This window comes from Microbacterium gorillae, assembly GCF_000826185.2.
GTDB classification, from domain to species: domain Bacteria; phylum Actinomycetota; class Actinomycetes; order Actinomycetales; family Microbacteriaceae; genus Microbacterium; species Microbacterium gorillae.
Genome location: NZ_LN648875.1, coordinates 782,415 through 803,038 on the forward strand (window position 1 = coordinate 782,415; position 20,624 = coordinate 803,038).

Below are 20,624 nucleotides of genomic sequence, written 5' to 3' on the forward strand. Positions count from 1 at the left end.
GGTCGCAGACCCCGTGCGGGTGCGGTAGATCCCCCGCGCGGGGGAGGTTGACCGCGCGGGCGGCGGCTAGCGTGGGGGCCATGTCCGAAGCTCTGACCCGCCCGGCGCCGACCGCGCGAGAACTGCGCCAGGACCTCGTCCTCGGCGTCGCGCTGTTCGTGACGTACGTCATCAGCGCAGCCCTCGGCACCGTCGCCGGCATCTGGGGCGACGCCACCGACCGCCTCGGTTGGGGCATCCTGATCGGTGCGCTCACCACCCTGCCGCTGATGTTTCGACGCCGGTTCCCGATCACGGTCGCCACCGCCGTGCTGGCCGGCTTCTTCCTCTCCATCACGTTCCGGATCCCGGACCTGTACGTCTGCAACGTCACGGCGTTCATCGCGTTGTTCACCATCGGCGCCTGGGTCGAGGACCGCCGCCGGGCGACGTGGGCGCGCGGGATCCTGATCGGGCTGATGTTCCTCTGGCTCCTGATCACGATGTTCATCACCGCGACGAACCCGAACCCGGACGTCGATGACGCCCTGGCACGGACCGGCCTGTTCAGCCCGCTCGTGGCGTTCATGCTGCTGCAGCTGCTGATGAACATCGCCTTCTTCGGCGGCGCGTACTACATTGGCGAGCGCGCGTACCGCGCCGCGATCGAGAAGGAGATGCTGGCCCTCCGCCAGCGCGAGCTGGAGGCGGAGCGCGAGGTGACCTCTGCTCAGGCCGTGGCGCTGGACCGCGTCGCCATCGCCCGCGAACTGCATGACGTCGTCGCTCACCACGTCTCGGCGATGGGCGTGCAGGCCGGGGCGGCACGGACGGTGATGGCGCTGAGCCCGGACGCGGCCGCCGAGGCGCTGCGCGGCATCGAGAGCGATGCGCGCACGGCGATCGCCGAGTTGCGCCACCTCCTGGAGACGCTGCGGACGCCGGGCACAGCCGGCGCCGGAGAGGCTCCATCGACCCTGCGGCTTGCCCACATCCCGGAGCTCGTGGCGAAATCCGTCGTGGTCGGCCTCCCGGCCACCCTGCAGGTGATCGGGGAGCCGCGCGACGTCCCGGAACTGGTGCAGGTGAACCTCTACCGCATCGCCCAGGAGGCGCTCACGAACGCCCGCCGGCACGGCGGCCCGGACGCCGCCGCCGACGTGCGCCTGCGCTACACCGCGGATGCGGTCGAGCTCGAGGTCACCAACACCGGGCGCAACGCCCTGAGCTCGCGCGCCGGCCTCGGCCAGCTCGGCATGCGCGAGCGTGCCGCGGCTTCGGGCGGCACGATCGAGGCCGGTCCCCGTCCGCGCGGCGGATTCCTCGTGCGCGTGCACGTCCCGCTCGGCCCGATTCCCGCCTCCCCCGTCCGCGCGAAGGCGACGGCTTGAGCCGGCCCCGCGCGCGCTCGAACGCCCCGATGTGAAGGAATTCCGCATGATCCGTGTCCTGCTCGCCGATGACCACGCCGTGATGCGGTCCGGATTCCGGATGATCCTGGAGGCCGGCGGCGATGTCACCGTCGTCGGCGAGGCCGCCACCGGCGCCGAGGCCGTCACTCTCGCGTCCGAACTGCACCCGGATGTCGTCTGCATGGACGTGCAGATGCCGGACATGGACGGCCTGGAGGCCACGCGCCGCATCGTCGCGGACCCGGACGTCACCGCCGCGGTGCTCGTGGTGACCACGTTCGACCGGGACGACTACGTGTTCGAGGCGCTGCAGGCCGGGGCCAGCGGTTTCCTGCTGAAGAACGCGGGCGCCGAAGAGCTCGGGAACGCCGTCCGGGTCGTGGCGTCGGGCGACGCCCTGCTCGCCCCGGAGGTGACCCGTCGGGTGATCGAGCGCTTCGCCGGCTCGCCCTCCGATGCATCCGGCACCCCGCTGCCCACGCCGACGGGCAGCAGCGCGATCGTGCCGGAGCTCACCGAGCGCGAGCGCGAGGTCCTGCGCCTGCTCGCGCAGGCGTACTCCAACGCGGAGATCGCGGCCGAGCTGTTCATCGGTGACGCGACCGTGAAGACCCATGTGTCGAACCTGCTCGCCAAGCTCGGTGCCCGCGACCGCGTCGCGGCCGTCGTCTACGCACACCGCCACGGCCTGGCGTAGACCCCGTCCGACTCACACCCCGAGGGCTGCATAACCCGGGGGCAGAGACGAAGAACGGCCCCCGGTGTGTACCGGGGGCCGTTCTTGAAGCGTGGCGTCAGGCGTTGACGAGCTCCGCGGCGGGGACGTAGCGCGCGATGAGCGTCTCGAAGGCCGCGAGGTAGGACTGCAGGAACGCGACGGTGCCCTCGTCCGAGACCTCGCCGTTCTCGCCGAACAGGCCCGGCTTGTTCTGCACGTAGCCCTCCGGCTGACCGAGGACCGGGGCGTCCATGTGGCTCAGGATCGCCTTCAGGTGCTGCTGCGCGGCGGCGGTGGAGATCGCGCCGCCGGACGTGCCGATGATCGCGGTCGGCTTGCCTGCGAACGAACCCTGACCCCAGGGGCGGGAAGCCCAGTCCAGGGCGTTCTTGAGCACACCGGGGATCGAGCGGCTGTACTCGGGGGTGACGATGATGACGCCGTCGACGTCGGCGATGGCCTCCTTGAAGGCGGTCGCCTCGGCCGGGTAGTCGGCGTCCGCATCCGGGGTGTAGAAGCCCAGGTCCGCGATCGGGATCTCGACCAGCGTGGTGCCCTCGGGGGCGACGGCTGCGAGGGCCTTCGCCAGCTTGCGGTTGATGGAGGTGCTCGAGATCGAGCCGACGATGTAGCCGATGGTGCTCATGCGTGAAGATCCTTTGTGACGCGGGGAATTTCTATGCATCTGAATGTAGTTCGGAGGCATCCGGGGTCGCAAGCCGAGTGCTCCCCCTCACGGCTGATCCTCAGTTCTCCCCCGCACGGGGGAGCCGCCGAGGATGCGCCGTCTCTAGCGTAGAGGCAACGGAAGGGAGATCCAGATGCTGCACCTGGATGGGATCACCAAGAGCTTCGGCGGACGGCGCGTGCTGGAGGACGTCACCTTCGATGTCGCACCGGGCCGTCTCACCGGCTTCGTCGGCGGTAACGGCGCCGGCAAGACCACGACGATGCGCATCATGCTCGGCGTACTGAACGCCGACGGCGGCACCGTGACGCTGGACGGGTCGCCCCTGACGACGGATGCCCGGCGCCGCTTCGGATACATGCCGGAAGAGCGCGGACTCTATCCGAAGATGAAGGTCCTCGACCAGATCGTCTACCTGGCCCGACTGCACGGCTTCTCGAAGCCGGACGCCGTCTCCCGCGCCACCGCACTGTTGACCGAGCTGGGACTCGGCGAACGACTCGGCGACAAGATCGAGGCCCTGTCGCTCGGCAACCAGCAGCGCGCGCAGATCGCCGCCGCCCTGGTCCACGACCCGCAATTCCTGATCCTGGACGAGCCCTTCTCCGGGCTCGACCCGATCGCGGTCAACGTCGTCGCGACGGTCCTGCAGACCCGCGCGGCCGCCGGGGTACCGGTGCTGTTCTCCTCGCACCAGCTCGACGTCGTGGAGCGTCTGTGTGACGACCTGGTCATCATCGCCGACGGCACGATCCGCGCCGCCGGTTCCCGCGCCGAGCTCCGCGCGCAGCACTCGACCGACCGGTACGAGCTCGTGTCCGAGGCCGATCTCGGCTGGCTCCGGGATGAGCCCGGCGTCACGATCACGCAGTTCGACGGCGGCTACGCACTGTTCGACGTGGACGGCGCCGCGACGGCGCAGCGCGTGCTGCAGCGTGCCGTCGCCGCAGGCGGCGTCGCGTCGTTCGCGCCCAAGCAACCCACTCTCACCCAGATCTTCACGGAGGTCATCTCATGAGCACCGCTGCGCAGACCCGCACGTCCTCGCCCGTCCAGTCGGTCCTGCTCGTCGCCGAGCGCGAGATCCGTTCCAAGCTGGAGAGCAAGGCGTTCATCATCTCGACGCTGGTGCTGTTCGCCCTGGCGCTCGCGCTCGTCCTCTTCGGTGGATTCTCCGCGGGCAACGCCGCCGATGAGAAGACGCCGGTGGCCGTGACCGCAGACGCCGCGAGCGCGGTGTCCGACGTCCGCGGCCTCAAGGTCACCGACGTCGCCGACCGTGCCGCCGCGGAGAAGGCGGTGCTGGACGGATCCGTGAACGCCGCCGTGGTGGGCGACGCGAGCTCGCCGACCGGCTTCACCATCCTGGCGAAGGACGCCGCGCCGTCCGATCTCATGATGAAGCTCGCGGTGGTGCCGACCGTGGACATCCTGCAACCGGCGACGACGGACCCGTTCCTGCGCTACATCGTCGCGCTCGGCTTCGGAATGCTGTTCATGATGGCCGCGATGACCTTCGGCACGACGATCGCGCAGTCCGTCGTCGAGGAGAAGCAGACCCGCATCGTGGAGATCCTGATCGCGTCGATCTCGACCCGGACGCTGATGGCCGGCAAGGTGCTCGGCAACACGGTCCTGGCGATGGGGCAGATCATCGGCATCGTCGTGATCACGGTGGTCGGACTCACCGTCACGGGTCAGGCGAACGTCCTCGGGATGCTGGGCGCGCCGCTGGTGTGGTTCGCGATCTTCTTCCTGTTCGGCTTCATCCTGCTCGCCGCGCTCTACGCCGCCGGTGCTGCCATGGTCTCGCGTCAGGAGGACATCGGCTCGACCACGACGCCCCTGATGCTGCTCGTGATGGCGCCGTACTTCCTGGTGGTGTTCTTCAACGACAATCCCGTGGTCCTGACGATCATGAGCTACGTGCCCTTCTCGGCCCCGGTCGGCATGCCCCTGCGTCTGTTCCTCGGTGAGGCGCAGTGGTGGGAGCCACTCATCGCACTGGTCGTGATGCTGGCCTCGTGCGTGCTCGCGGTCATCGTCGCCGCGAAGATCTACGACAACTCGCTCCTGCGCATGGGCTCGCGCGTCTCGTTCAAGGAGGCGATCCGCGGCTGAGGCCCGACGCGAACGCCCCGCCATCCGGCGGGGCGTCCGCGTGTCAGCGCAGGGCGTCCGCCGCGCGGACCAGGGCGAGGTGCGAGAACGCCTGCGGCATGTTGCCGACCTGGCGCCCGGCGGTGGTGTCGTATTCCTCACTGAGCAGGCCGAGATCGTTCGCGACCGCGCACACGCGTTCCATGAGCTGATCGGCGTCATCGCGTCGTCCGGTGCGGGCGTACTGCTCCACGAGCCAGAACGAGCAGGCCAGGAACGGGTTCTCCGTCCCCGCCAGCCCGTCGACGCCGGACTCGGTGCGGTACCGCAGGACGAAACCGTCCCGCATGAGATCCGTCTCGATGCGTTCCACGGTCGCGAGCATGTGCGGGTCGTCCCAGGCGCAGAAGCCGACCTGCGGCAGCACCAGCAGCGACGCGTCGACCTCGTCGGACCCGAACGTCTGCGTGAACCAGCCGCCGTCGGCGACGCCGTGCGTGAAGACGTCCGCCCGCACCCGGTCCCGCAGACGCTCCCAGGCGTCGACGTCGCCGGACATGCCGTGCTCGCGAACCGCGCGCACCCCGTGATCGAGCGCCGCCCACACCAGCGCACGGGAGTGGGTGAACATCTTCGGTTCGCCGCGAATCTCCCAGATGCCCTCATCGGGGCGGTCGAACATCGCGACCACGTGCTCGATCAGTGCGCGCTGGAGGGACCAGGTGTCGCGCTCCTCCGCGAGTCCCGCGGCCCGCGCCTCGGACATCGCGACGAGAACCTCGCCGAGGACGTCCGCCTGGAACTGGGACACCGCACCGTTGCCGACGCGCACCGGTGCCGCGCCGTCGTAGCCGGGCAGTGAGTCCACCTCCCGCTCGGCGAGGTCACGCTCCCCCGCGACGCCGTAGACGATCTGGACGTCCTGCGGGTCGCCGGCGACCGAGCGCAGGAGCCAGGAGCGCCAGTGGCGCGCGGATGACAGATGCCCGTGCCGAACGAGAGTGCTGAGCACCAGCGCCGCGTCGCGCAGCCAGACGTAGCGGTAGTCCCAGTTCCGGGCCCCGCCGAGCAGCTCCGGCAGCGAGGTGGTCGGAGCGGCCACGATTCCTCCGGTGTCCCGGTGGCTGAGCGCTCGCAGGACCAGCAGAGACCGACTCACGAGTTCACGGTGGGGGCCGTCTACGCGGAACACGTCCGACCACTCGTGCCATGTCCGGCGGGTGCGATGCAGCAGTGCGTCGACGTCCAGGGGCTCGGGGTGGGTCGACCACGACGGGTACCAGGTCATCGTGAGGTCACGAGTGTCGCCGGCGGCGATCGTGAAGTCCGCCGCGTGGCTGTTGCCGTCCGCCGACAGCGCGATGCCCCGGACCACCGCGGCGTCCGGTCCGGCGATCGCCGCGATGGCCGGACCGCTGCCGTCGTGCAGCTGTCGGACCCACGGCAACGCCGTGGCGTAGCCGAACCGGATGCGCAGGACCGTGCGGAACGACACGGTGCCCGAGATGCCGACGACGCGGCGGATGAGGTGCGTGCGGTCTCCGTCGAACGGCAGCGCATCGATGACCTCGGCCTCGCCGGTCGCCGTGCGCCAGCGCGTCACGAGCAGGAAGGTGCCGCCGTCGTAGCGGCGAGTGCGCGACACTTCGTCGCCGGTCGCGTGCAGCGCCCAGTGGCCGTGCTCCTCGTGGCCGAGCAGCGCGGCGAACGCACTCGGTGAGTCGAAGCGCGGGGGGCAGAACCAGTCGACATCCCCATCCGCGGTGACCAGTGCCGCCGTTCGGCAGTCACTGAGCAGGGCGTGATCCTCAATGCGTGCTGGCATGATCCGATCATTCCGCGGGAACGGCCCGAGCGCTACGAGTCCGGGCATATGGTGTCGGTGTGAAGAACGACACCACTCTCGTGATCCTGGGGGCGACGGGGGACCTGACGTCGCGACTTCTGCTGCCGGCGCTCGCACAGTTGCTGGAGCGTCAGCCCAATCTGACGATCCGCCTGGTCGGCGTGGGCGTCGAGGACTGGGACGACGCGACCTGGGCGACGCTGGTGCAGCGCACGTTCACGGAGAACAGCGGAACCGGTTGCCTCGCCTCGCTCACGACGATCGAGTACCGCAAGGCCGATATCACCAAGAGCACCGACATGAAGAAGCTCCTGGGCGAGCTGACCGGCCGGATCGCACTCTACTTCGCCGTGCCGCCCGCGATCGCGGCGGCCTCCTGCGCGGCGCTCAAGCGCATCAAGCTGCCGCCGAACATCGTCCTGGCCCTGGAGAAGCCGTTCGGCGTCGACGAGCGCCGCGCGCGTGAGCTGAACGAGCTGCTCGCGACGCTCCTGCCCGAGAACCACATCTTCCGCGTCGATCACTTCCTGGGCCGCACCACGCTGCTGAACATGCTGGGCGTGCGGTTCACGAATCGCGTGTTCGAGCCTCTGTGGAATGCCGAACACGTCTCGCACGTCTCGATCTCCTATGACGAAGCGCTCGGGTTGGAGGGCCGTTCGGGGTATTACGACCACAGCGGTGCACTCGAGGACATGATCCAGAGTCATCTGCTGCAGGTGCTCGCGTTCGTCGCGATGGAGCCACCGGCCACTCTGGATGAGCGCGATCTGCGCGACGCCACCGGTGCCGCTCTGCGGGCCACGCGCGTGTGGCATGACGACGCCGCGTCGTTCTCGCACCGCGCGCGTTACACCGCCGGCACCATCGATGATCGGCAGTTGCCGAGCTACGTCGATGAAGAGGGCGTCGATCCCAAACGCGAGACGGAGACGCTCGCGGAGGTCACGTTCGAGGTCGCCACCGCACGGTGGGCCGGTGTGCCGTTCACCCTTCGCTCCGGCAAGGCGCTGTCCGAACCGCGGCGTGAGGTCGTGATGAACTTCAAGCCGGTTCGCCACGTTCCGGGCGGCTTCACCGGGACCGCGAAGGGCGCCGTGCTGCGGATCAGCCTGAACCCGGATGTGATGTCGCTGGAGATCAACGTCAACGGCGGAGAGGACCCGTTCGCGCTGCACCGGGTGACCTTCGACACCGACCTCGGCGAAGGCGATTTCAAGGCCTACGCCGAGGTCCTCGCGGAGATTCTCGAAGGCGACGCCGCACTGTCGGTGCGGGGTGACGCCGCCGAAGAATGCTGGCGGATCATCGCCCCGGTCCAGGAGGCCTGGGCCCGGGGAAGCGTGCCGCTGCAGGAGTATCCCGCCGGCGCGAAGGACACCATCGCCTGGCCGGCGTCGTAGACCGACTGCCCAGCCGCTCTGCAAGCCGAGAGCACGAGGTCGCCGGACAGGACGACGATCAAGAGCGTCCCCCGAGGCGTGAGAGCGAGGACCGCGGCGACCGCAAGGTTGCCCGCCATGACCTTCATGGTCTCCTCTGGCCTGCTCGTCCCGGGATGCGCGGGCCATCCGCGCATCCCGTCTTCGGAGTCCGACTCGGCGCCCATCACGGGGACACGCACGACCTACTCCCCCAGGGGTGTGCGCAGAATTTCGGGCCGCCCACGGTGAAGGAGGGAGCGCCGGGCCTCGAGTGCGGGTGATGCTGGGGTTGTCGATTCGAGCATTCATGATCGTAGTTTTGTTCGCTTTTGGGTTGCTCGTGGCGATTGTCCCCAGGGCCCGTGGGGAACGGGCGTGCCGTCTTGCGAGTTGCGGCCCGGAGATGGCCGGGTTCACTTCGCTGGGGAGGAGGAGAGCCGACACTGGTTGCGATCCGGAGATCCTCTCCGGTCATCGGAAGGGCATGCTGACGACGATGTACGGCCGATCCCGGCAGCGTGGAGGGCTCGCGATCGCAGTCTCGGCGAGCGGGCGGGCGGGAATGAGAGACGCTGGCGTGGTGCGCGATGTGGAGCTACCGCGGGCGCGCTCTGGAAACACCGGTCGTCCGCGAGGTCGGGCGCGCGGTGGCGACTGTGAACGTCGCGGTCTACGTACTGAAATTCGTAGTTATGTTCCCATTTCGTGGGAGAATGTGGGTATGGCATTCGATGGCGAAGCACCCGAGGAACCCGACCGGCCGGACCGGCCGGTGCCGGTGGGGTTTGATGCGCGGCGGCGGGCTCTGGTTGACGCGGCGGTCGCGCTGGCGGTTCAGCTGGCGGGGGTTCAGGCGCGGCAGGCGAGTGTGCTGTCGGCGGTGTTCGAGCTCGCGGAGGAGATGACCGCCGATTCCCCGACCCGGGTGCGGGACCGTGACCTGGCGATCCGTGACCTGTCAGCGGAGGTCGGGGCAGCCCTCCGGGTCAGTGACCGGACGGTGCAGTCTCGGATCTCGGACGCCTGGGAGCTGGTGAACCGGTTCCCGGCCGCTCATGCAGCGCTCGCGGGTGGGCGGATCAGTTGGGCGCATGTGCGGACGATCATGGACGCCGGGTGTGCGATCAGTGACGACACCGCCCGGGGACAGTTCGAAGCCTCCTCCGTGACGATCGCGGAACACGAGTCGGCGGGACGGTTGCGGCATCGCATCGTGATGGATGCCGAAGCGGCCCGCACCGACAGCATCGACGAACGCCACCAGGCCGCCCGCGCCGCCCGGTGCGTGGAGGTCCGGGACGGGGCGGACGGGATGAGCGACCTGTACGCCCACCTGCCCACCGTGCAGGCCCACGGCATCGCCGACCGCCTGCACCGGTACGCCCGCCGGGGGTGCGGGATGAGCGGACGTTGGCGCAGATCCAAGCCGACGTGTTCGCCGACCTCCTGCTCACCACCGACCCCACCACCGCCGGCGACGGCCCGGCCACCATCCGCGCACACGTCCAAGTGAACATCCCCGCCAGCATCCTCACCGGCACCACGGAGGGTGAGGGTTCTCCTCCCGCGGGTGGTCTTCCTGGTGTGGCGGAGCTGGTCGGGCATGGCCCGATCGACACCGACACAGCCCGTGCTCTGGCGGGCAATGCTCCCGGATGGGACCGATTGTTCGTGAACCCGACGACCGGGCACGTGTTGGAGATCGACCGGTATCAGCCCTCCGCCGACCAACGACGGATCCTCCGGGTCCGGGATGAACACTGCCGGTTCCCCGGATGCCGATACCCCGCCACCCGCTCCGACGCTGACCACACCATCGACGCCGCCCACGGTGGCCCGACGGCGATCAGCAACCTCGGCCACTTCTGCCGCCGACACCACACCCTCAAACACCACACCAGATGGAAAGCCGACAACCTCCCCGGCGGACTCATCCGCTGGACCAGCCCCCTCGGCATCACCTACACCGACAAACCACCCCGCACCGTCGTCTTCACCACCCCCGACGACACCCCACCACCCTTCTGAACCGTCGTCTTCACCACCCCCGACGACACCCCACCACCCTTCTGAACCACCGCGAGCACCACGCTCGACGCCCGCCCCTGTTCGTTGGGCGAGCGCCAGCGAGACGGAGCGTCACGATGTCCTCGGGGGTGTCATCCATCGACGAGTGCGTCGCGTTCGCCACCGCGATTCGAAGCGGCGACAGCGCCGGCGACCGAGGAGCGGGGTACGAAGGTTACGCCGGGAGCGGCGAGTAGAAGACGATGCCGTTGCCCTGGTCGTCGTAGACGACCGCACGTCGCTCGTGAGCGTCGTTGTACGGGCCGCGGGCGATACCGCCTCCGGCCGCCTCGATGGCACGCGCGGCGGCATCGACGTCATCGGTCTTCACGCCGACGACGACCTGACCCGGGATCGGGTGATCGATCTTGGTCGCGAGCGCGAGCGTGATGTCGCCGCCGTCGAGGGCGGCGAAGTGGCTGCCATCCCGGAACTTCAGCGGGAAGCCGAGCCCCTCGTAGAACGCGATCGAGGACTCCAGGTTCTCGGTGGACAGCACGACCATCCGGACTCGGGATTCGGACACGGGAACTCCGTTCTGCCGCCGCGGCGGCGTATCGATGGTCTGAAGGTAGACGCTGCAAGCGGTTCGCCCCCGGACTCGGGTCCGCCCAGCGGGCCCGGTCGGTCACGGCTGCCAACACACTCATGTTCTGTTATGCGTATATTCAATCGCAGTAGCGAACGACTGTCACGTCTCACAGGGGAGATCGCATGGGCCGGCTGCACGATGTCCGGGGCGCCGAGCCCCGCGGATACGAGAACTTCGACGGGATCGTCTCCCCGCGTTCGTCCACGTCCGAGCCGGCGTGGAAACCGCCGCGACGTGCGCGCGCGGGGGCGCCGAACGTCGTCGTCGTCCTCGTCGATGACATGGGCTTCAGCGACGTCTCCCCTTTCGGGGGCGAGATCGACACCCCGGCGGTGCAGGCCCTGGCCGACGACGGCTACCGGATGGCCGACTTCCACGCGACTCCGCTGTGCTCGCCCTCCCGCGCGGCGCTGATGACCGGGGCGAACCCGCACCGCGCCGGCTTCGGACACGTCGCGCACCTCGACCCCGGTTTCCCCGGCTACCGCATGCTCCTCCCGGACACGCTGCCGACCCTCGCGGAATCCTTCCGCTCCGGGGGCTACGCGACCTTCATGGTCGGCAAGTGGCACCTCACGCACGAGTCTCTGATGCACGACGGCGCGGACCGGTCCTCCTGGCCGCTGCAGCGCGGATTCGATCGCTACTTCGGCTCGATGGACGGTTTCACGACCATGTACCACCCGCACCGAATCGTGCGGGACAACTCGGTGGTGACGGAGCCCTTCCGCGACGACGAGTACCTCACGGACCGCCTCACCGACGAGGCCCTGGGCATGATCGACGGCCTCCGGGCGAACGACGAGAGCCGACCGTTCTTCCTCTACTTCGCCCACCACGCGGTGCACGGACCGGTGCAGGCCAAACCCGCGGACCTCGACAAGTACCGCGGACGCTACGACGCCGGCTGGGACCGCGCGCGGGCCGCGCGGTTCGCCCGCCAGGTCGACGCCGGCCTCTTCCCCGCGGACATGACGCTGCCGGACTGGACGGACGTCGACGGCACCGCGGTCCCGCGCTGGGAGGACCTCGACGCCGAAACGCGGGAACTGTACGCGCGCCACATGGAGGTCTACGCCGCGGCGGTGGACGGCGTCGACCAATCGCTCGCCCGTGTGGTCGCGAGGCTCCGTGAGCTCGGCGAGTACGAGAACACGATCTTCGTGTTCACCAGCGACAACGGCGGCACCGGCGAAGGGGGCCCGGAGGGCACCCGCAGCTATTTCAGCCGTTTCGTGCACCTCCCCGGCCTGCCCGCCGACTGGCTCCCGGACGTCCCGCGTCCGTTGGACGAGATGGGCGGACCGCGCGTGCACGGCCACTACCCGCGCGGCTGGGCGCGGACCTCCAATACGCCGTTCCGCCAATACAAGGGCACGGTGTTCGAGGGTGGCGTGCACACCCCGCTCATCGTGTCCTGGCCCGCCGGACTCCCGCGCGCGGACGGCGACGACGGCCTCCGCGGGGACTTCGCGTTCATCACCGACGTCGCCCCGACCCTGCTCGAACTCGCCGGCGTCGAGCGGCCCACGGTGCTCCGCGGAATCGCGACCGCCCCCGCGGATGGCGACAGCTTCGCGACGCTGCTACGTGGGGAAGACCGGACGGATGCGCGGGACCAGTACCTGTCCGACCTGGCGCAGCGGGCGTTCTTCGAGGGCCGCTTCAAACTGGTCGCACCGGACCTCTCCGAGCGCGACGACGACCTGACCGGCTGGCGACTCTACGACCGTGCCGCCGACCCCGCCGAGACCACGGACATCGCGTCCGCGCACCCCGACGTCGTCGCACGTCTCGCCGGGAAGTGGCGCAGAGCCGCCTGGCACAACACCGTCTTCCCGATGCCGGATGACGATGTGTTCTACCGCCGCATCCCCTCCACGCACCTCGAGCGGTCCCAGCCCGTGACGCTCCGCCCCGGCACTCCCACACTGGAGCGCTGGCGGTCCCATCGCCTGACGCAGCTGCGCTCCTTCACCGTGCACGCCGACGTCTGCGGCGAGCTCGGCGCGGGGGTGCTGTTCGCTCAGGGTGACCAGGGCGGAGGCTACGTGCTGTTCGCCGAGAACGGGGACCTGCACCTGACGTACAACGCCTACGGTGACGTGCACCGTCTGACGATGCCGGTGGACGGACCCGTGCACACGATCGTGACGCGGTTCGACGCCCTCCCCGACGTCGCCTGGCGCGTCACCGTCGAGGTGGACGGCGTCCTGCTCGGAGAGCTCCCCCGCATGCCGATGCTCATCGGGATGGCACCGTTCACCGGCATCAGCGCGGGCACCGAGAGCGGCGGACCCGTCGACTGGGACCTGCACGAGCGGCGCGGCCGCTTCCCGCACAGCGGATCGCTGCGCACGGTGCGGTACGTGCCCGGTCCGCTCGCCCCCTACAACAGCGAACTCGTCATCGCGATCGACGACATCAGCGCCCGGTTGCTCGACTGAGCCACGAACGACGACATCAGCGCACGTCTACTCGGCTGAGCCGCGAACGACGACATCAGCGCACGGTTGCTCCACAGGGCCGCGAACGACGACATCAGCGCACGCTTGCTCGACTGAGCCGCGAACGCTCGCTCCCGGGTCGGGAAGCGAGCGTTCGACGCGGTTCAGTTCGGGACGATGGGAAGCGTGATGAAGGACGGCCGCGTCTCGTCGTGGAACACGGTCTGATCGGCCACCACGAAGTCCGCCTCGGTCGCCTCGGCGATCACGCCACCGTTGTTCGGGTTGCGGTCGAAGCGCGGCAGGTTGGAGCTGGACACGTCGACACCGATCCGGTGGCCGGCCTTGAAGACGTTGCTCGTCGCGACCAGGTCGATCTCGATCCGGTAGACCTCGCCGGGAGTGGCCAGGACCTGGTGATCCGTGCCCTCCCGGTAGCGCAGCCGGAGGATGCCGTCCGTCATGCCGACGGCCTTGCCGTCCGGGTGGATGTCCAGCAGCGCGGCGGTGAAGTCGGTGTCCAGCGCCGAGGTCGACACGTGCAGCGTGACCGTCACCGGACCCGTGACCTCGACGTCGTGCTCCAGCGGCTCGGTGCGGAACACCAGGACGTCCGGCCGATCGTGGATCGGACGACGGTCGCGCGGACCGTGGTAGCGCCCACCGTCACGCAGCAGCGTGTTGCCGCTGACGGTCGGAACCGGGTCGGCCGGGTCGTACCGGAACGTGCTCGGCAGCGCCTCGGCGGGCGCCTCCGTCGAAAGCTCGCCACCCGCGTGCAGGTAGTACGGCGTGTTCACGGCGCGGGCCAGCGGCCACTCGTTCTCGTCGCGCCACACGTTCGCGCCCATCACGAAGATGCGCACGCGCGGGCCCGCGACCGACTCCTCGGCCAGCACGGACTTCAGGAACGCGAGGGCCCGCCCGCCCACGTCGCCGGCACCCGGCGAGCCGCCGTAGTAGCCGAAGTGCAGGTCGCCGTTGGCCTCGCTCACGGCCGAACGCTCGGGGTTGTGTCCCCACGGACCCACGACCAGGCGCTGGTTCTCGCGCGCGTATTCGGTGCCGGCGCGCTCGGTCAGACCGATGTGGTTCTCCAGGTTGCCGGCCAGGCGCACATCGAACCAGCCGCCGATCTGCATCGTCGGCACGCGGAAGTTCTCGTAGCGGTCACGCGGCGAGATCGCCTGCCAGTACTCGTCGCGGTCCGGGTGCTCGAGCCACTCGCCGTAGTTGCGCATCAGCGAAACGTCGCGCGGCATCGCGTTCAGCGGCACCTGCGCGTACGTGGTCCAGATGTCCTCGACCGCAGCGGTCAGGGTCGCGAACTCCTCGGAAACGTCCTCCCCGCGTGCCGTGCGGCGACGAGCGTCGGCTCGCGCAGCCTCCATGGCCCAGCGGAGCGTGAAGCCGAGCTCCAGGGCGCCGCCGCGGTACGCGAACGAGTCGTAGAAGTCCGACCCGCCCCAGCTCGGCACGATGCCCTTCAGCGCCGGCGGCGACGCGGTCGCCGCGAGGCTTTGCGTGGTGGCCAGGTAGGACCCGCCCACCATCGTCACGCGGCCGTCGCTCCACGGCTGCTCCGCGATCCAGGCGATCGTGTCGGCGCCGTCGGCGGCCTCGTCATGGAACTGTCGGAACACGCCCTCGGACCGTCCGGTACCGCGGCAGTCCTGCGCCACCACGACGATCCCGGCCGCGGCGAGCGCGATCGGATCGATGAAAGCACTCGCGTACACGTCGAAGATCGACTTGCCGTACTGCGTGCGCGCCAGGACCGCGGGGTACTTCCCGTCCGCGCGCGGACGCAGCACCTCGGTGGCCAGCGTGAGACGACCCTGCACCGGCACCCGAACGTCGGGTTCGAGGATCAGCGCGCCATCGGGCTCGGGGGCGGTGGTCATGGGTTCCTTCTTTCGCGAGATCGGCCCCGCAGCGCGAGCTGCGGGGCCGGAGGTGTTCAGACGGCGTATGCGGCCGAGGATGCCGGCGACATGCCGACGTTGCGGGCGGCCAGGTCACCGCGCAGTGCGGCGATGAAGCGGTCTCCCGAGCGACGGATCGTCTCGTAGTTCCCGGTGATCCGCTGGTCCCACCAGCCGCCGACGATCGTCTCGAACTCGTACGGCTCGTACGCGGCGACGACCTGACGGACGGCCTCTTCGTCCGTGGGGATGATCTGCGCCCAGCCGTACTCGAAGCTGACGAAGCCGGGGTCGGAGACGAGGTTGACCGAGTCGGCCACCAGCACGGTCTTCTTCGAGGCGATGTGCAGAATCTGCGAACCGGCGAAGTGGCCGCCCGTGCGGACGAGCGTCATGTCGTCGTCCAGCTTGAACGACTCGCCGCTCCAGAAGTGGATGCGCTCGGAGGGGCGGAAGACCCACGGACGGTTGTCCTCGTGGATGTAGATCGGCACGTCGAAGCGGTCCGCCCACTCGATCATCGTCGAGAAGAAGTGCGGGTGCGAGATCGCGATGCCCTTGAGGCCGCCGAGCTCCTGGATGCGCTCATACGTGTCGTCATCGAAGTACGGGACCATGTCCCACATCAGGTTCGAGTCGCCCCACGGGACGATGAAGCCGCGCTGGCCGAAGTTCAGCGACGGCGACGTGCACAGGCCCATGAACTCGCCGTCCTGGCGGATGACGTTGTGGTGCTCGGTCTTGCGCAGCTCGGCCAGGGTGGTCCATCCCTCCGGCAGTCCGCGGAACGAGCTGCGGTTGTCATGCGACAACGGGCAGAACTCCGGGGGCTCGACACTCGGGAACTGCAGGCCACAGCTCGTGCAGACGGCGTAGTCGTCACCGATCGACATGATTGTTGCTCTCCTTGTCTGACCGGCCCGTGGACCGGTTCACATTTCCGACTGATCGTGTTCTCGTGGACGCCCTGACCCGCGTGTCCACGCCCTGCTGGTGCGCCCTCAGACGCTCTTCGTCGACGCTGCATCCACGAGCAGCGCCGTCCCACTGATGTAGCTCGCCTGCTGCGAGCAGAGGAAGACCGCCGCGGCGGCGATCTCCGCCACCGTGCCGAAGCGGCGGGCCGGGATGTCCTTCGCCCCGTCCGTGGCCGCGTCCTCCGACGCGTACGTGCTGATGAGGCGGTTCGTCAGGATCGCCCCGGGGTGGACGTGGTTGAAGGTGACGCCGTCCGGAGCGGACTCGCGGGCGAGCACCTTGAAGGCGTTCACCAGACCCGGCCGGTACACGTTCGAGAGCTGAATGAAATCCATCGGCTCCATCACGGACGTCGAACCGATCGCCACCACGCGACCGAAGCCGCGCTCGCGCATGCCCGGAAGGACCTGCTCGATGACGGCCAACGGTGACAGGACGAGGGTCCGGTTCGCGGTCTCCCACTGCGCCACGCTGAACGAGTGCGGATCGCCCGCGGGTGGTCCACCCGTGTTCGCGATGTAGATGTCGAGCTCACCGAGGTCCGCACGGACGGCCTCGACGAGCCCTGGAACCGCATCCAGATCGCCCGAGTCGAAGCCGTAGCCGCGCGCACCGCCGCCGATCGCCTCGGCCGCGTCGCGCGCTTTCGCGGCGTCCCGGGAGGTCACCGCGACGCGCACGCCCTCGGCGGTCAGCGCCTCGGCGATCCCGCGACCGATGCCGCTGGATCCGCCCGTGACGAGTGCGACTCGTCCCGCGATCGCAAGGTCCATCAGAACCTCACGAGAGCGTGATGGCCTTGGCCGGGCACGCACGCATCGCGCGCTGCGCCGCCTCTTCGAGCTCGGAGCCGGGCTCGGCGATCAGGATGATCGCCTGCTCGGTGTCCTCGTTGAGGTCGAAGACTTCCGGCGCCGCGTCAACGCAGTTGCCGTAGCCCATGCACTTGCCGAGATCCAGATTCACTCGCATGTCATGCACCTTCCGTGTGCGAGTCGGCCGTGGCCGCCACCAGGCGGACGACGTGGCCGGAGTTGTCGGGGATCAGTTCGTCGTGATCTCCGTAGATGGTGAAGTAGCGCATCCCCACCGTGTGGTCCGGGACCGGAGCGAGGTTCGGACCCCACCACGTCTGCAGCGCGACGTGGCCGTGGTAGCCGTTCCACGCCACGAACGCGGCGTCCTCGTTGCGGCAGACGACCTCGAGTCCGTACGTCGAGGTGTAGTGCTCGATGGCGGCGTCCACATCGGAGACGGCGAGGTTCAGGTGGCCGACGATCATCGAGGCCGGCGCCTTCGGCTGCAACGGCTGGTCCTTGATCCGCTCGTACAGCGGCGTGAAGTCCACGTGAACGTAGCCGACGTCGTACAGGTCGCCGGGCTTCAGCCCGGTCGGCCAGGTCGCGACGGGCCAGTCGACGTACACCTCGACCTCGTTGCCGTCCGGGTCATCGACGTAGATCGACCGGGAGACGAAGTGGTCCGCGGTGTCCTTCAGCGGCCAGCCGCCCTCGATGTAGCGCTGCAGCGCCCGCTGGAACTCCAGCTCGGAGAACACCCGCAAAGCCACGTGGTAGATCCCCGCGTGCTTGTGGTCCGCCCGAGCGGCGTCCGGCTCCTCGGTCAGCACGATCAGGGTCTCGTCGCCACCGACGCCGAGGGACGCCGTGCCCTCACCACGGGACTGCAGCTGCAACCCGACCATGTTCTCGTAGAACGGGAGCGAGCGATCGATGTCGGTGACGATGAGGTTGACCGGACCCAGGCGATTGACGGTCGCGTTGGCGGCCAGCCCGGCGTCATCGGTGCCGATGCGCTCGGCGGTGAGCGTGCTCATACCCGCTCCGCCTCTCGGAACGGCGAGGTCTCCAGCGTCGGGCGCTCCTCCAGCGGGGCATAGCCACCCACCGGCGGCATGGTGCGGGCCGACACGTCGCCGCGCACGGCGAGGATCGAGCGCACCGCCGAGCGGAGGATGATGTCCTTGCCGTTGGTCGGCAGGTTGTGCTCCCACCAGGATCCGACGACGAGGTCGAAGTCGAGCGCCGCGAACGCGTCATGCAGCTGCTTGGTCGCCACCTCGTCCAGCGGCAGGAGCTGGGTCCAGCCGCCGCCCGGGATCTCACCGCTCGCGTAGCTGAAGCCCACCCAGTCCGGGTCGAGCGTGGTCAGGACGGAGTCGCCGACCAGGACCGCGTCGCGCGAGGCGACGTGCAGGATCTGGGACCCCGCGAACTGGCCGCCGACGCGCACGAGCGTGAGGTCGTCCGACAGGCTCAGCGTCTCACCGCTCCAGAACACGATGCGTGAGTCGTCGCGCATCGCCCAGGCCCGGTCGTCCTCGTGCAGGTAGACGGGGACGTCGAAGCGCTCGGCCCACTGCACCATCGAGGCGTAGTAGTGCGGGTGCGAGATGGCGATCGCGGACAGTCCGCCGCGCCGCTCGATCTCCGCGACGGTCTCGTCATCGATGAGCGTGACGCAGTCCCACAGCAGGTTGGACTCGCCGAACGGCACCAGCACGGCGCGCTGTTCGAGCCCGAACGCCGGCTCGGTCCCGATGCCGGTGAACCCGGCGTCGTCCCGGAAGACATTGCGGTGGTCCGCGCCCAGCTGCTCGACGGTCGTCCAACCGCGCGGCTGTCCGCGCCGCATCTGGTTGCGGACATCCCAGCAGATCGGGCAGTCCACAGGAGACGCCTCGCCGAACTGGGTGCCGCAGTTGTCGCAAACCGCGTAGGACTCAGTTGCCATGATCACTTCCCTCACCTTCACTTGCCGATGTTTTCCTGCTTCGCGTCAGCACCGGAATCTCCGGGTCTGCCGTTCCGAACGGCTCCTCGAGCATTCGGGAGAACGTGGCCGTCGTCTGCCACGTCAGCGCCTCGAGCTCGAGCGGATCCAGGCGGATCTGCTTCTCGAGGTGCGGCGCGATGATCTCCAGGCGCTCGCCGTTGCGGGTGTAGATCTTCCGCACGAGAACGTGGGCGAACTCATTCGCGATGTCGATGTACTCGCCCCCGGAGATGCCTTCCGGGTCTCCGCTGTTGTCAGCCACGTTCGCCGTCCTGTTCCGCCGGGGTCATCGTGGTCGGGTAGTCGCCGGGACGCATGAACTGCACCCAGCGCCGCCAGAACCCGCGCAGCAGACCTTCCTCGAACGCCGGGAAGTACTTGATACCCGGACCGGAGAGGATCTCGTCGCCCTGACGCGAGATCGCGGTGCCGTTCTGCGGCATACCGAGCTGGTAGTTCAGCTGCATGTCGATCTTCTTCGCGAACGCGGTCTCGCTGGTGCGAGCGACGGCCTCCCAGGGCTCGGTGTCGTCCTGCTCGAACGTGCCGGAGGTGCCGAACGTGGCCAGGGCCGAGCGCGCGGCCTCGGTCTTCTGCTCCTCGGTCAGCCCCTTGGGGACGAGGACCCAGTTGATGAGCTCGAGCTCGGTGGGAGAGCGCGGCAGCCAGACGCGGATCACGTGCATCGCGACCGGACCGGACTCCACGGTCTGCTGGAGCGGGAAGCCCAGTATCGAGAAGTTGGGGAAGATCGTGCCGACGTGGCTCGCCGTGCGGCGGGCGGTGTCGTACAGCTCCTCGCCGAGCGCGTCGGTGTAGAGCTCTTCGCCGTTCGGCCACATCCAGAAGCCCTTGCCGTCGTCCTCGGGACGCACGTCCAGTGCGATCGAGTGACCGTTGCCGGCGAGCACGTGCATCACGCTCAGCGGGGCACGGGTGTCGTCCATGTAGAACGCGGTCAGGTTGACCTCGGTGAGCGACTTGTGCAGGAACATCGTGTGGTAGTCATCGCCACCGAAGTTCTCCGACGCGGTCTTCCAGTTCGCGTGGACGATCGAGCGCATCGGTTCGCCGATGACCTCCCAGCCGTCCTTGAGCTGACCGTAGACGAGGTCGAAGTACCACTTCATCTCGCCGAGGTACTCCTCGAGCGTCGGCGCCTCCGGGTCGAGCGAGGCGAAGATGAAGCCGTGCAGGTTCTCGACGTGCGCGGCCTGGATGAGACCCCACTTGCTCTTGTCCATCGAGCCGTACGCCTTGCGGAACATCGGCGCACCGGTCATCTCACCGGTGTTGGCGTAGGTCCAGCCGTGGTACGAGCAGCGGAAGTGCGAGGCGTTGCCCTTCTCCGCGCGGCAGATGAGCGCGCCGCGGTGGCGGCACGAGTCGAACAGCACGCGGACCTGGTCGTCCTCACCGCGGACGAGGACGAAGGCGTCCTTGCCGATGTAGCGGTGCACGTAGTCACCGCGGCTGGTGATCTCGCTCTCGTGGCCGACGTAGACCCAGGCGCGCGTGAAGATGCGCTCCAGCTCGCGGTCGAACAGACCCTTGTCGGTCAGGACGGAGACCGGGAAGGTGCCCGCGTCGAGGGAGTCGTCGACGTGGTCGAGGATCTCGTCGACCTGGGGATCGAAGTGAATCGGCATGTC

17 protein-coding genes and 1 pseudogene are annotated in these 20,624 nt (G+C 68.9%); 7 read left to right on the top strand and 11 right to left on the bottom strand.

Annotated features, from left to right (window positions below):
• Positions 1-80: 80 nt before the first annotated feature.
• Both BN1193_RS13200 and BN1193_RS13205 read left to right on the top strand, forming a co-directional pair.
• Positions 81-1,370, top strand: coding sequence for a sensor histidine kinase (locus BN1193_RS13200; protein WP_040167272.1), 1,290 nt, complete (start codon positions 81-83; stop codon positions 1,368-1,370).
• Positions 1,371-1,416: 46 nt separating this feature from the next.
• Positions 1,417-2,088 carry a response regulator gene (locus BN1193_RS13205; RefSeq protein ID WP_040167275.1) on the top strand — a complete coding sequence of 224 codons (672 nt, stop codon included), beginning with the start codon at positions 1,417-1,419 and terminating at the stop codon, positions 2,086-2,088.
• 97 nt (positions 2,089-2,185) lie between these two features.
• Here BN1193_RS13205 and BN1193_RS13210 read toward each other — a convergent pair whose 3' ends face one another.
• The gene (locus BN1193_RS13210) at positions 2,186-2,755 is read right to left on the bottom strand and encodes an NADPH-dependent FMN reductase (protein ID WP_040167277.1); all 570 of its coding nucleotides are present in this window, start codon (positions 2,753-2,755) and stop codon (positions 2,186-2,188) included.
• A gap of 175 nt (positions 2,756-2,930) precedes the next feature.
• Here BN1193_RS13210 and BN1193_RS13215 point away from each other — a divergent pair, with 175 nt between their 5' ends.
• Both BN1193_RS13215 and BN1193_RS13220 read left to right on the top strand, forming a co-directional pair.
• A complete protein-coding gene (locus BN1193_RS13215) occupies positions 2,931-3,815 on the top strand; it encodes an ABC transporter ATP-binding protein (RefSeq protein ID WP_040167279.1) in 885 nt (294 codons plus the stop codon).
• Positions 3,812-4,918 (top strand): ABC transporter permease, encoded by a 1,107-nt coding sequence (locus tag BN1193_RS13220; RefSeq protein WP_040167281.1) that lies wholly within the window; start codon positions 3,812-3,814, stop codon positions 4,916-4,918. Before BN1193_RS13215 ends, BN1193_RS13220 begins: the two co-directional genes overlap by 4 nt.
• Before the next feature lie 43 nt (positions 4,919-4,961).
• On the opposite strand, the gene BN1193_RS13225 is transcribed toward BN1193_RS13220, so the two are convergent.
• A complete protein-coding gene (locus tag BN1193_RS13225) occupies positions 4,962-6,722 on the bottom strand; it encodes a glycoside hydrolase family 15 protein (RefSeq protein ID WP_040167283.1) in 1,761 nt (586 codons plus the stop codon).
• 59 nt (positions 6,723-6,781) lie between these two features.
• Between BN1193_RS13225 and BN1193_RS13230 the strand changes: the two genes are divergently transcribed.
• Together BN1193_RS13230 and BN1193_RS18350 are read left to right on the top strand one after the other, a co-directional pair.
• On the top strand, positions 6,782-8,146 hold the full coding sequence (locus BN1193_RS13230) for a glucose-6-phosphate dehydrogenase (RefSeq protein WP_040167284.1): 1,365 nt from the start codon (positions 6,782-6,784) through the stop codon (positions 8,144-8,146).
• 922 nt (positions 8,147-9,068) lie between these two features.
• Positions 9,069-10,195: pseudogene (locus tag BN1193_RS18350) on the top strand (DUF222 domain-containing protein).
• A 214-nt stretch (positions 10,196-10,409) separates the two neighbouring features.
• On the opposite strand, the gene BN1193_RS13245 reads toward BN1193_RS18350, so the two are convergent.
• On the bottom strand, positions 10,410-10,760 hold the full coding sequence (locus tag BN1193_RS13245) for a VOC family protein (RefSeq protein ID WP_040167285.1): 351 nt from the start codon (positions 10,758-10,760) through the stop codon (positions 10,410-10,412).
• Between the two features lie 188 nt (positions 10,761-10,948).
• Here BN1193_RS13245 and BN1193_RS13250 point away from each other — a divergent pair, with 188 nt between their 5' ends.
• Positions 10,949-13,273: an arylsulfatase gene (locus BN1193_RS13250; protein ID WP_052460768.1), complete on the top strand. Its 2,325-nt coding sequence runs from the start codon at positions 10,949-10,951 to the stop codon at positions 13,271-13,273.
• A 164-nt stretch (positions 13,274-13,437) separates the two neighbouring features.
• Here the strand turns inward: BN1193_RS13250 and BN1193_RS13255 are convergent, their stop codons facing one another.
• From BN1193_RS13255 to BN1193_RS13290, 8 genes are all read right to left on the bottom strand, one after another.
• Entirely contained in the window at positions 13,438-15,177 is a 1,740-nt protein-coding gene (locus BN1193_RS13255; protein ID WP_052460769.1) for a CocE/NonD family hydrolase, read from the bottom strand.
• A 56-nt stretch (positions 15,178-15,233) separates the two neighbouring features.
• Positions 15,234-16,091: an MBL fold metallo-hydrolase gene (locus BN1193_RS13260; RefSeq protein ID WP_040167286.1), complete on the bottom strand. Its 858-nt coding sequence runs from the start codon at positions 16,089-16,091 to the stop codon at positions 15,234-15,236.
• A gap of 108 nt (positions 16,092-16,199) precedes the next feature.
• Positions 16,200-16,949, bottom strand: coding sequence for an SDR family oxidoreductase (locus BN1193_RS13265; protein WP_040167288.1), 750 nt, complete (start codon positions 16,947-16,949; stop codon positions 16,200-16,202).
• Between the two features lie 7 nt (positions 16,950-16,956).
• Positions 16,957-17,148 (bottom strand): ferredoxin, encoded by a 192-nt coding sequence (locus tag BN1193_RS13270; RefSeq protein WP_040167289.1) that lies wholly within the window; start codon positions 17,146-17,148, stop codon positions 16,957-16,959.
• A 1-nt stretch (position 17,149) separates the two neighbouring features.
• A complete protein-coding gene (locus BN1193_RS13275; protein ID WP_040167290.1) occupies positions 17,150-18,013 on the bottom strand; it encodes a VOC family protein in 864 nt (287 codons plus the stop codon).
• Positions 18,010-18,930, bottom strand: a complete 921-nt coding sequence (locus BN1193_RS13280) for an MBL fold metallo-hydrolase (protein ID WP_141396690.1) — start codon at positions 18,928-18,930, stop codon at positions 18,010-18,012. Before BN1193_RS13280 ends, BN1193_RS13275 begins: the two co-directional genes overlap by 4 nt.
• Positions 18,920-19,234, bottom strand: a complete 315-nt coding sequence (locus BN1193_RS18355) for a hypothetical protein (RefSeq protein WP_230206503.1) — start codon at positions 19,232-19,234, stop codon at positions 18,920-18,922. Before BN1193_RS18355 ends, BN1193_RS13280 begins: the two co-directional genes overlap by 11 nt.
• On the bottom strand, positions 19,227-20,621 hold the full coding sequence (locus BN1193_RS13290; protein ID WP_052460771.1) for an aromatic ring-hydroxylating oxygenase subunit alpha: 1,395 nt from the start codon (positions 20,619-20,621) through the stop codon (positions 19,227-19,229). Before BN1193_RS13290 ends, BN1193_RS18355 begins: the two co-directional genes overlap by 8 nt.
• Positions 20,622-20,624: the final 3 nt, after the last annotated feature.

What these genes read in the sequence shown, in the direction of transcription:
- BN1193_RS13255 (WP_052460769.1), bottom strand. Translation starts at nt 15,177, where the DNA reads ATGACCACCGCCCCCGAGCCCGATGGCGCGCTGATCCTCGAACCCGAC.
- BN1193_RS13225 (WP_040167283.1), bottom strand. Translation starts at nt 6,722, where the DNA reads ATGCCAGCACGCATTGAGGATCACGCCCTGCTCAGTGACTGCCGAACG.
- BN1193_RS13205 (WP_040167275.1), top strand. Translation starts at nt 1,417, where the DNA reads ATGATCCGTGTCCTGCTCGCCGATGACCACGCCGTGATGCGGTCCGGA.
- BN1193_RS13220 (WP_040167281.1), top strand. Translation starts at nt 3,812, where the DNA reads ATGAGCACCGCTGCGCAGACCCGCACGTCCTCGCCCGTCCAGTCGGTC.
- BN1193_RS13265 (WP_040167288.1), bottom strand. Translation starts at nt 16,949, where the DNA reads ATGGACCTTGCGATCGCGGGACGAGTCGCACTCGTCACGGGCGGATCC.
- BN1193_RS13200 (WP_040167272.1), top strand. Translation starts at nt 81, where the DNA reads ATGTCCGAAGCTCTGACCCGCCCGGCGCCGACCGCGCGAGAACTGCGC.
- BN1193_RS13290 (WP_052460771.1), bottom strand. Translation starts at nt 20,621, where the DNA reads ATGCCGATTCACTTCGATCCCCAGGTCGACGAGATCCTCGACCACGTC.
- BN1193_RS13215 (WP_040167279.1), top strand. Translation starts at nt 2,931, where the DNA reads ATGCTGCACCTGGATGGGATCACCAAGAGCTTCGGCGGACGGCGCGTG.
- BN1193_RS13210 (WP_040167277.1), bottom strand. Translation starts at nt 2,755, where the DNA reads ATGAGCACCATCGGCTACATCGTCGGCTCGATCTCGAGCACCTCCATC.
- BN1193_RS13270 (WP_040167289.1), bottom strand. Translation starts at nt 17,148, where the DNA reads ATGCGAGTGAATCTGGATCTCGGCAAGTGCATGGGCTACGGCAACTGC.
- BN1193_RS13260 (WP_040167286.1), bottom strand. Translation starts at nt 16,091, where the DNA reads ATGTCGATCGGTGACGACTACGCCGTCTGCACGAGCTGTGGCCTGCAG.
- BN1193_RS13275 (WP_040167290.1), bottom strand. Translation starts at nt 18,013, where the DNA reads ATGAGCACGCTCACCGCCGAGCGCATCGGCACCGATGACGCCGGGCTG.
- BN1193_RS13280 (WP_141396690.1), bottom strand. Translation starts at nt 18,930, where the DNA reads ATGGCAACTGAGTCCTACGCGGTTTGCGACAACTGCGGCACCCAGTTC.
- BN1193_RS13250 (WP_052460768.1), top strand. Translation starts at nt 10,949, where the DNA reads ATGGGCCGGCTGCACGATGTCCGGGGCGCCGAGCCCCGCGGATACGAG.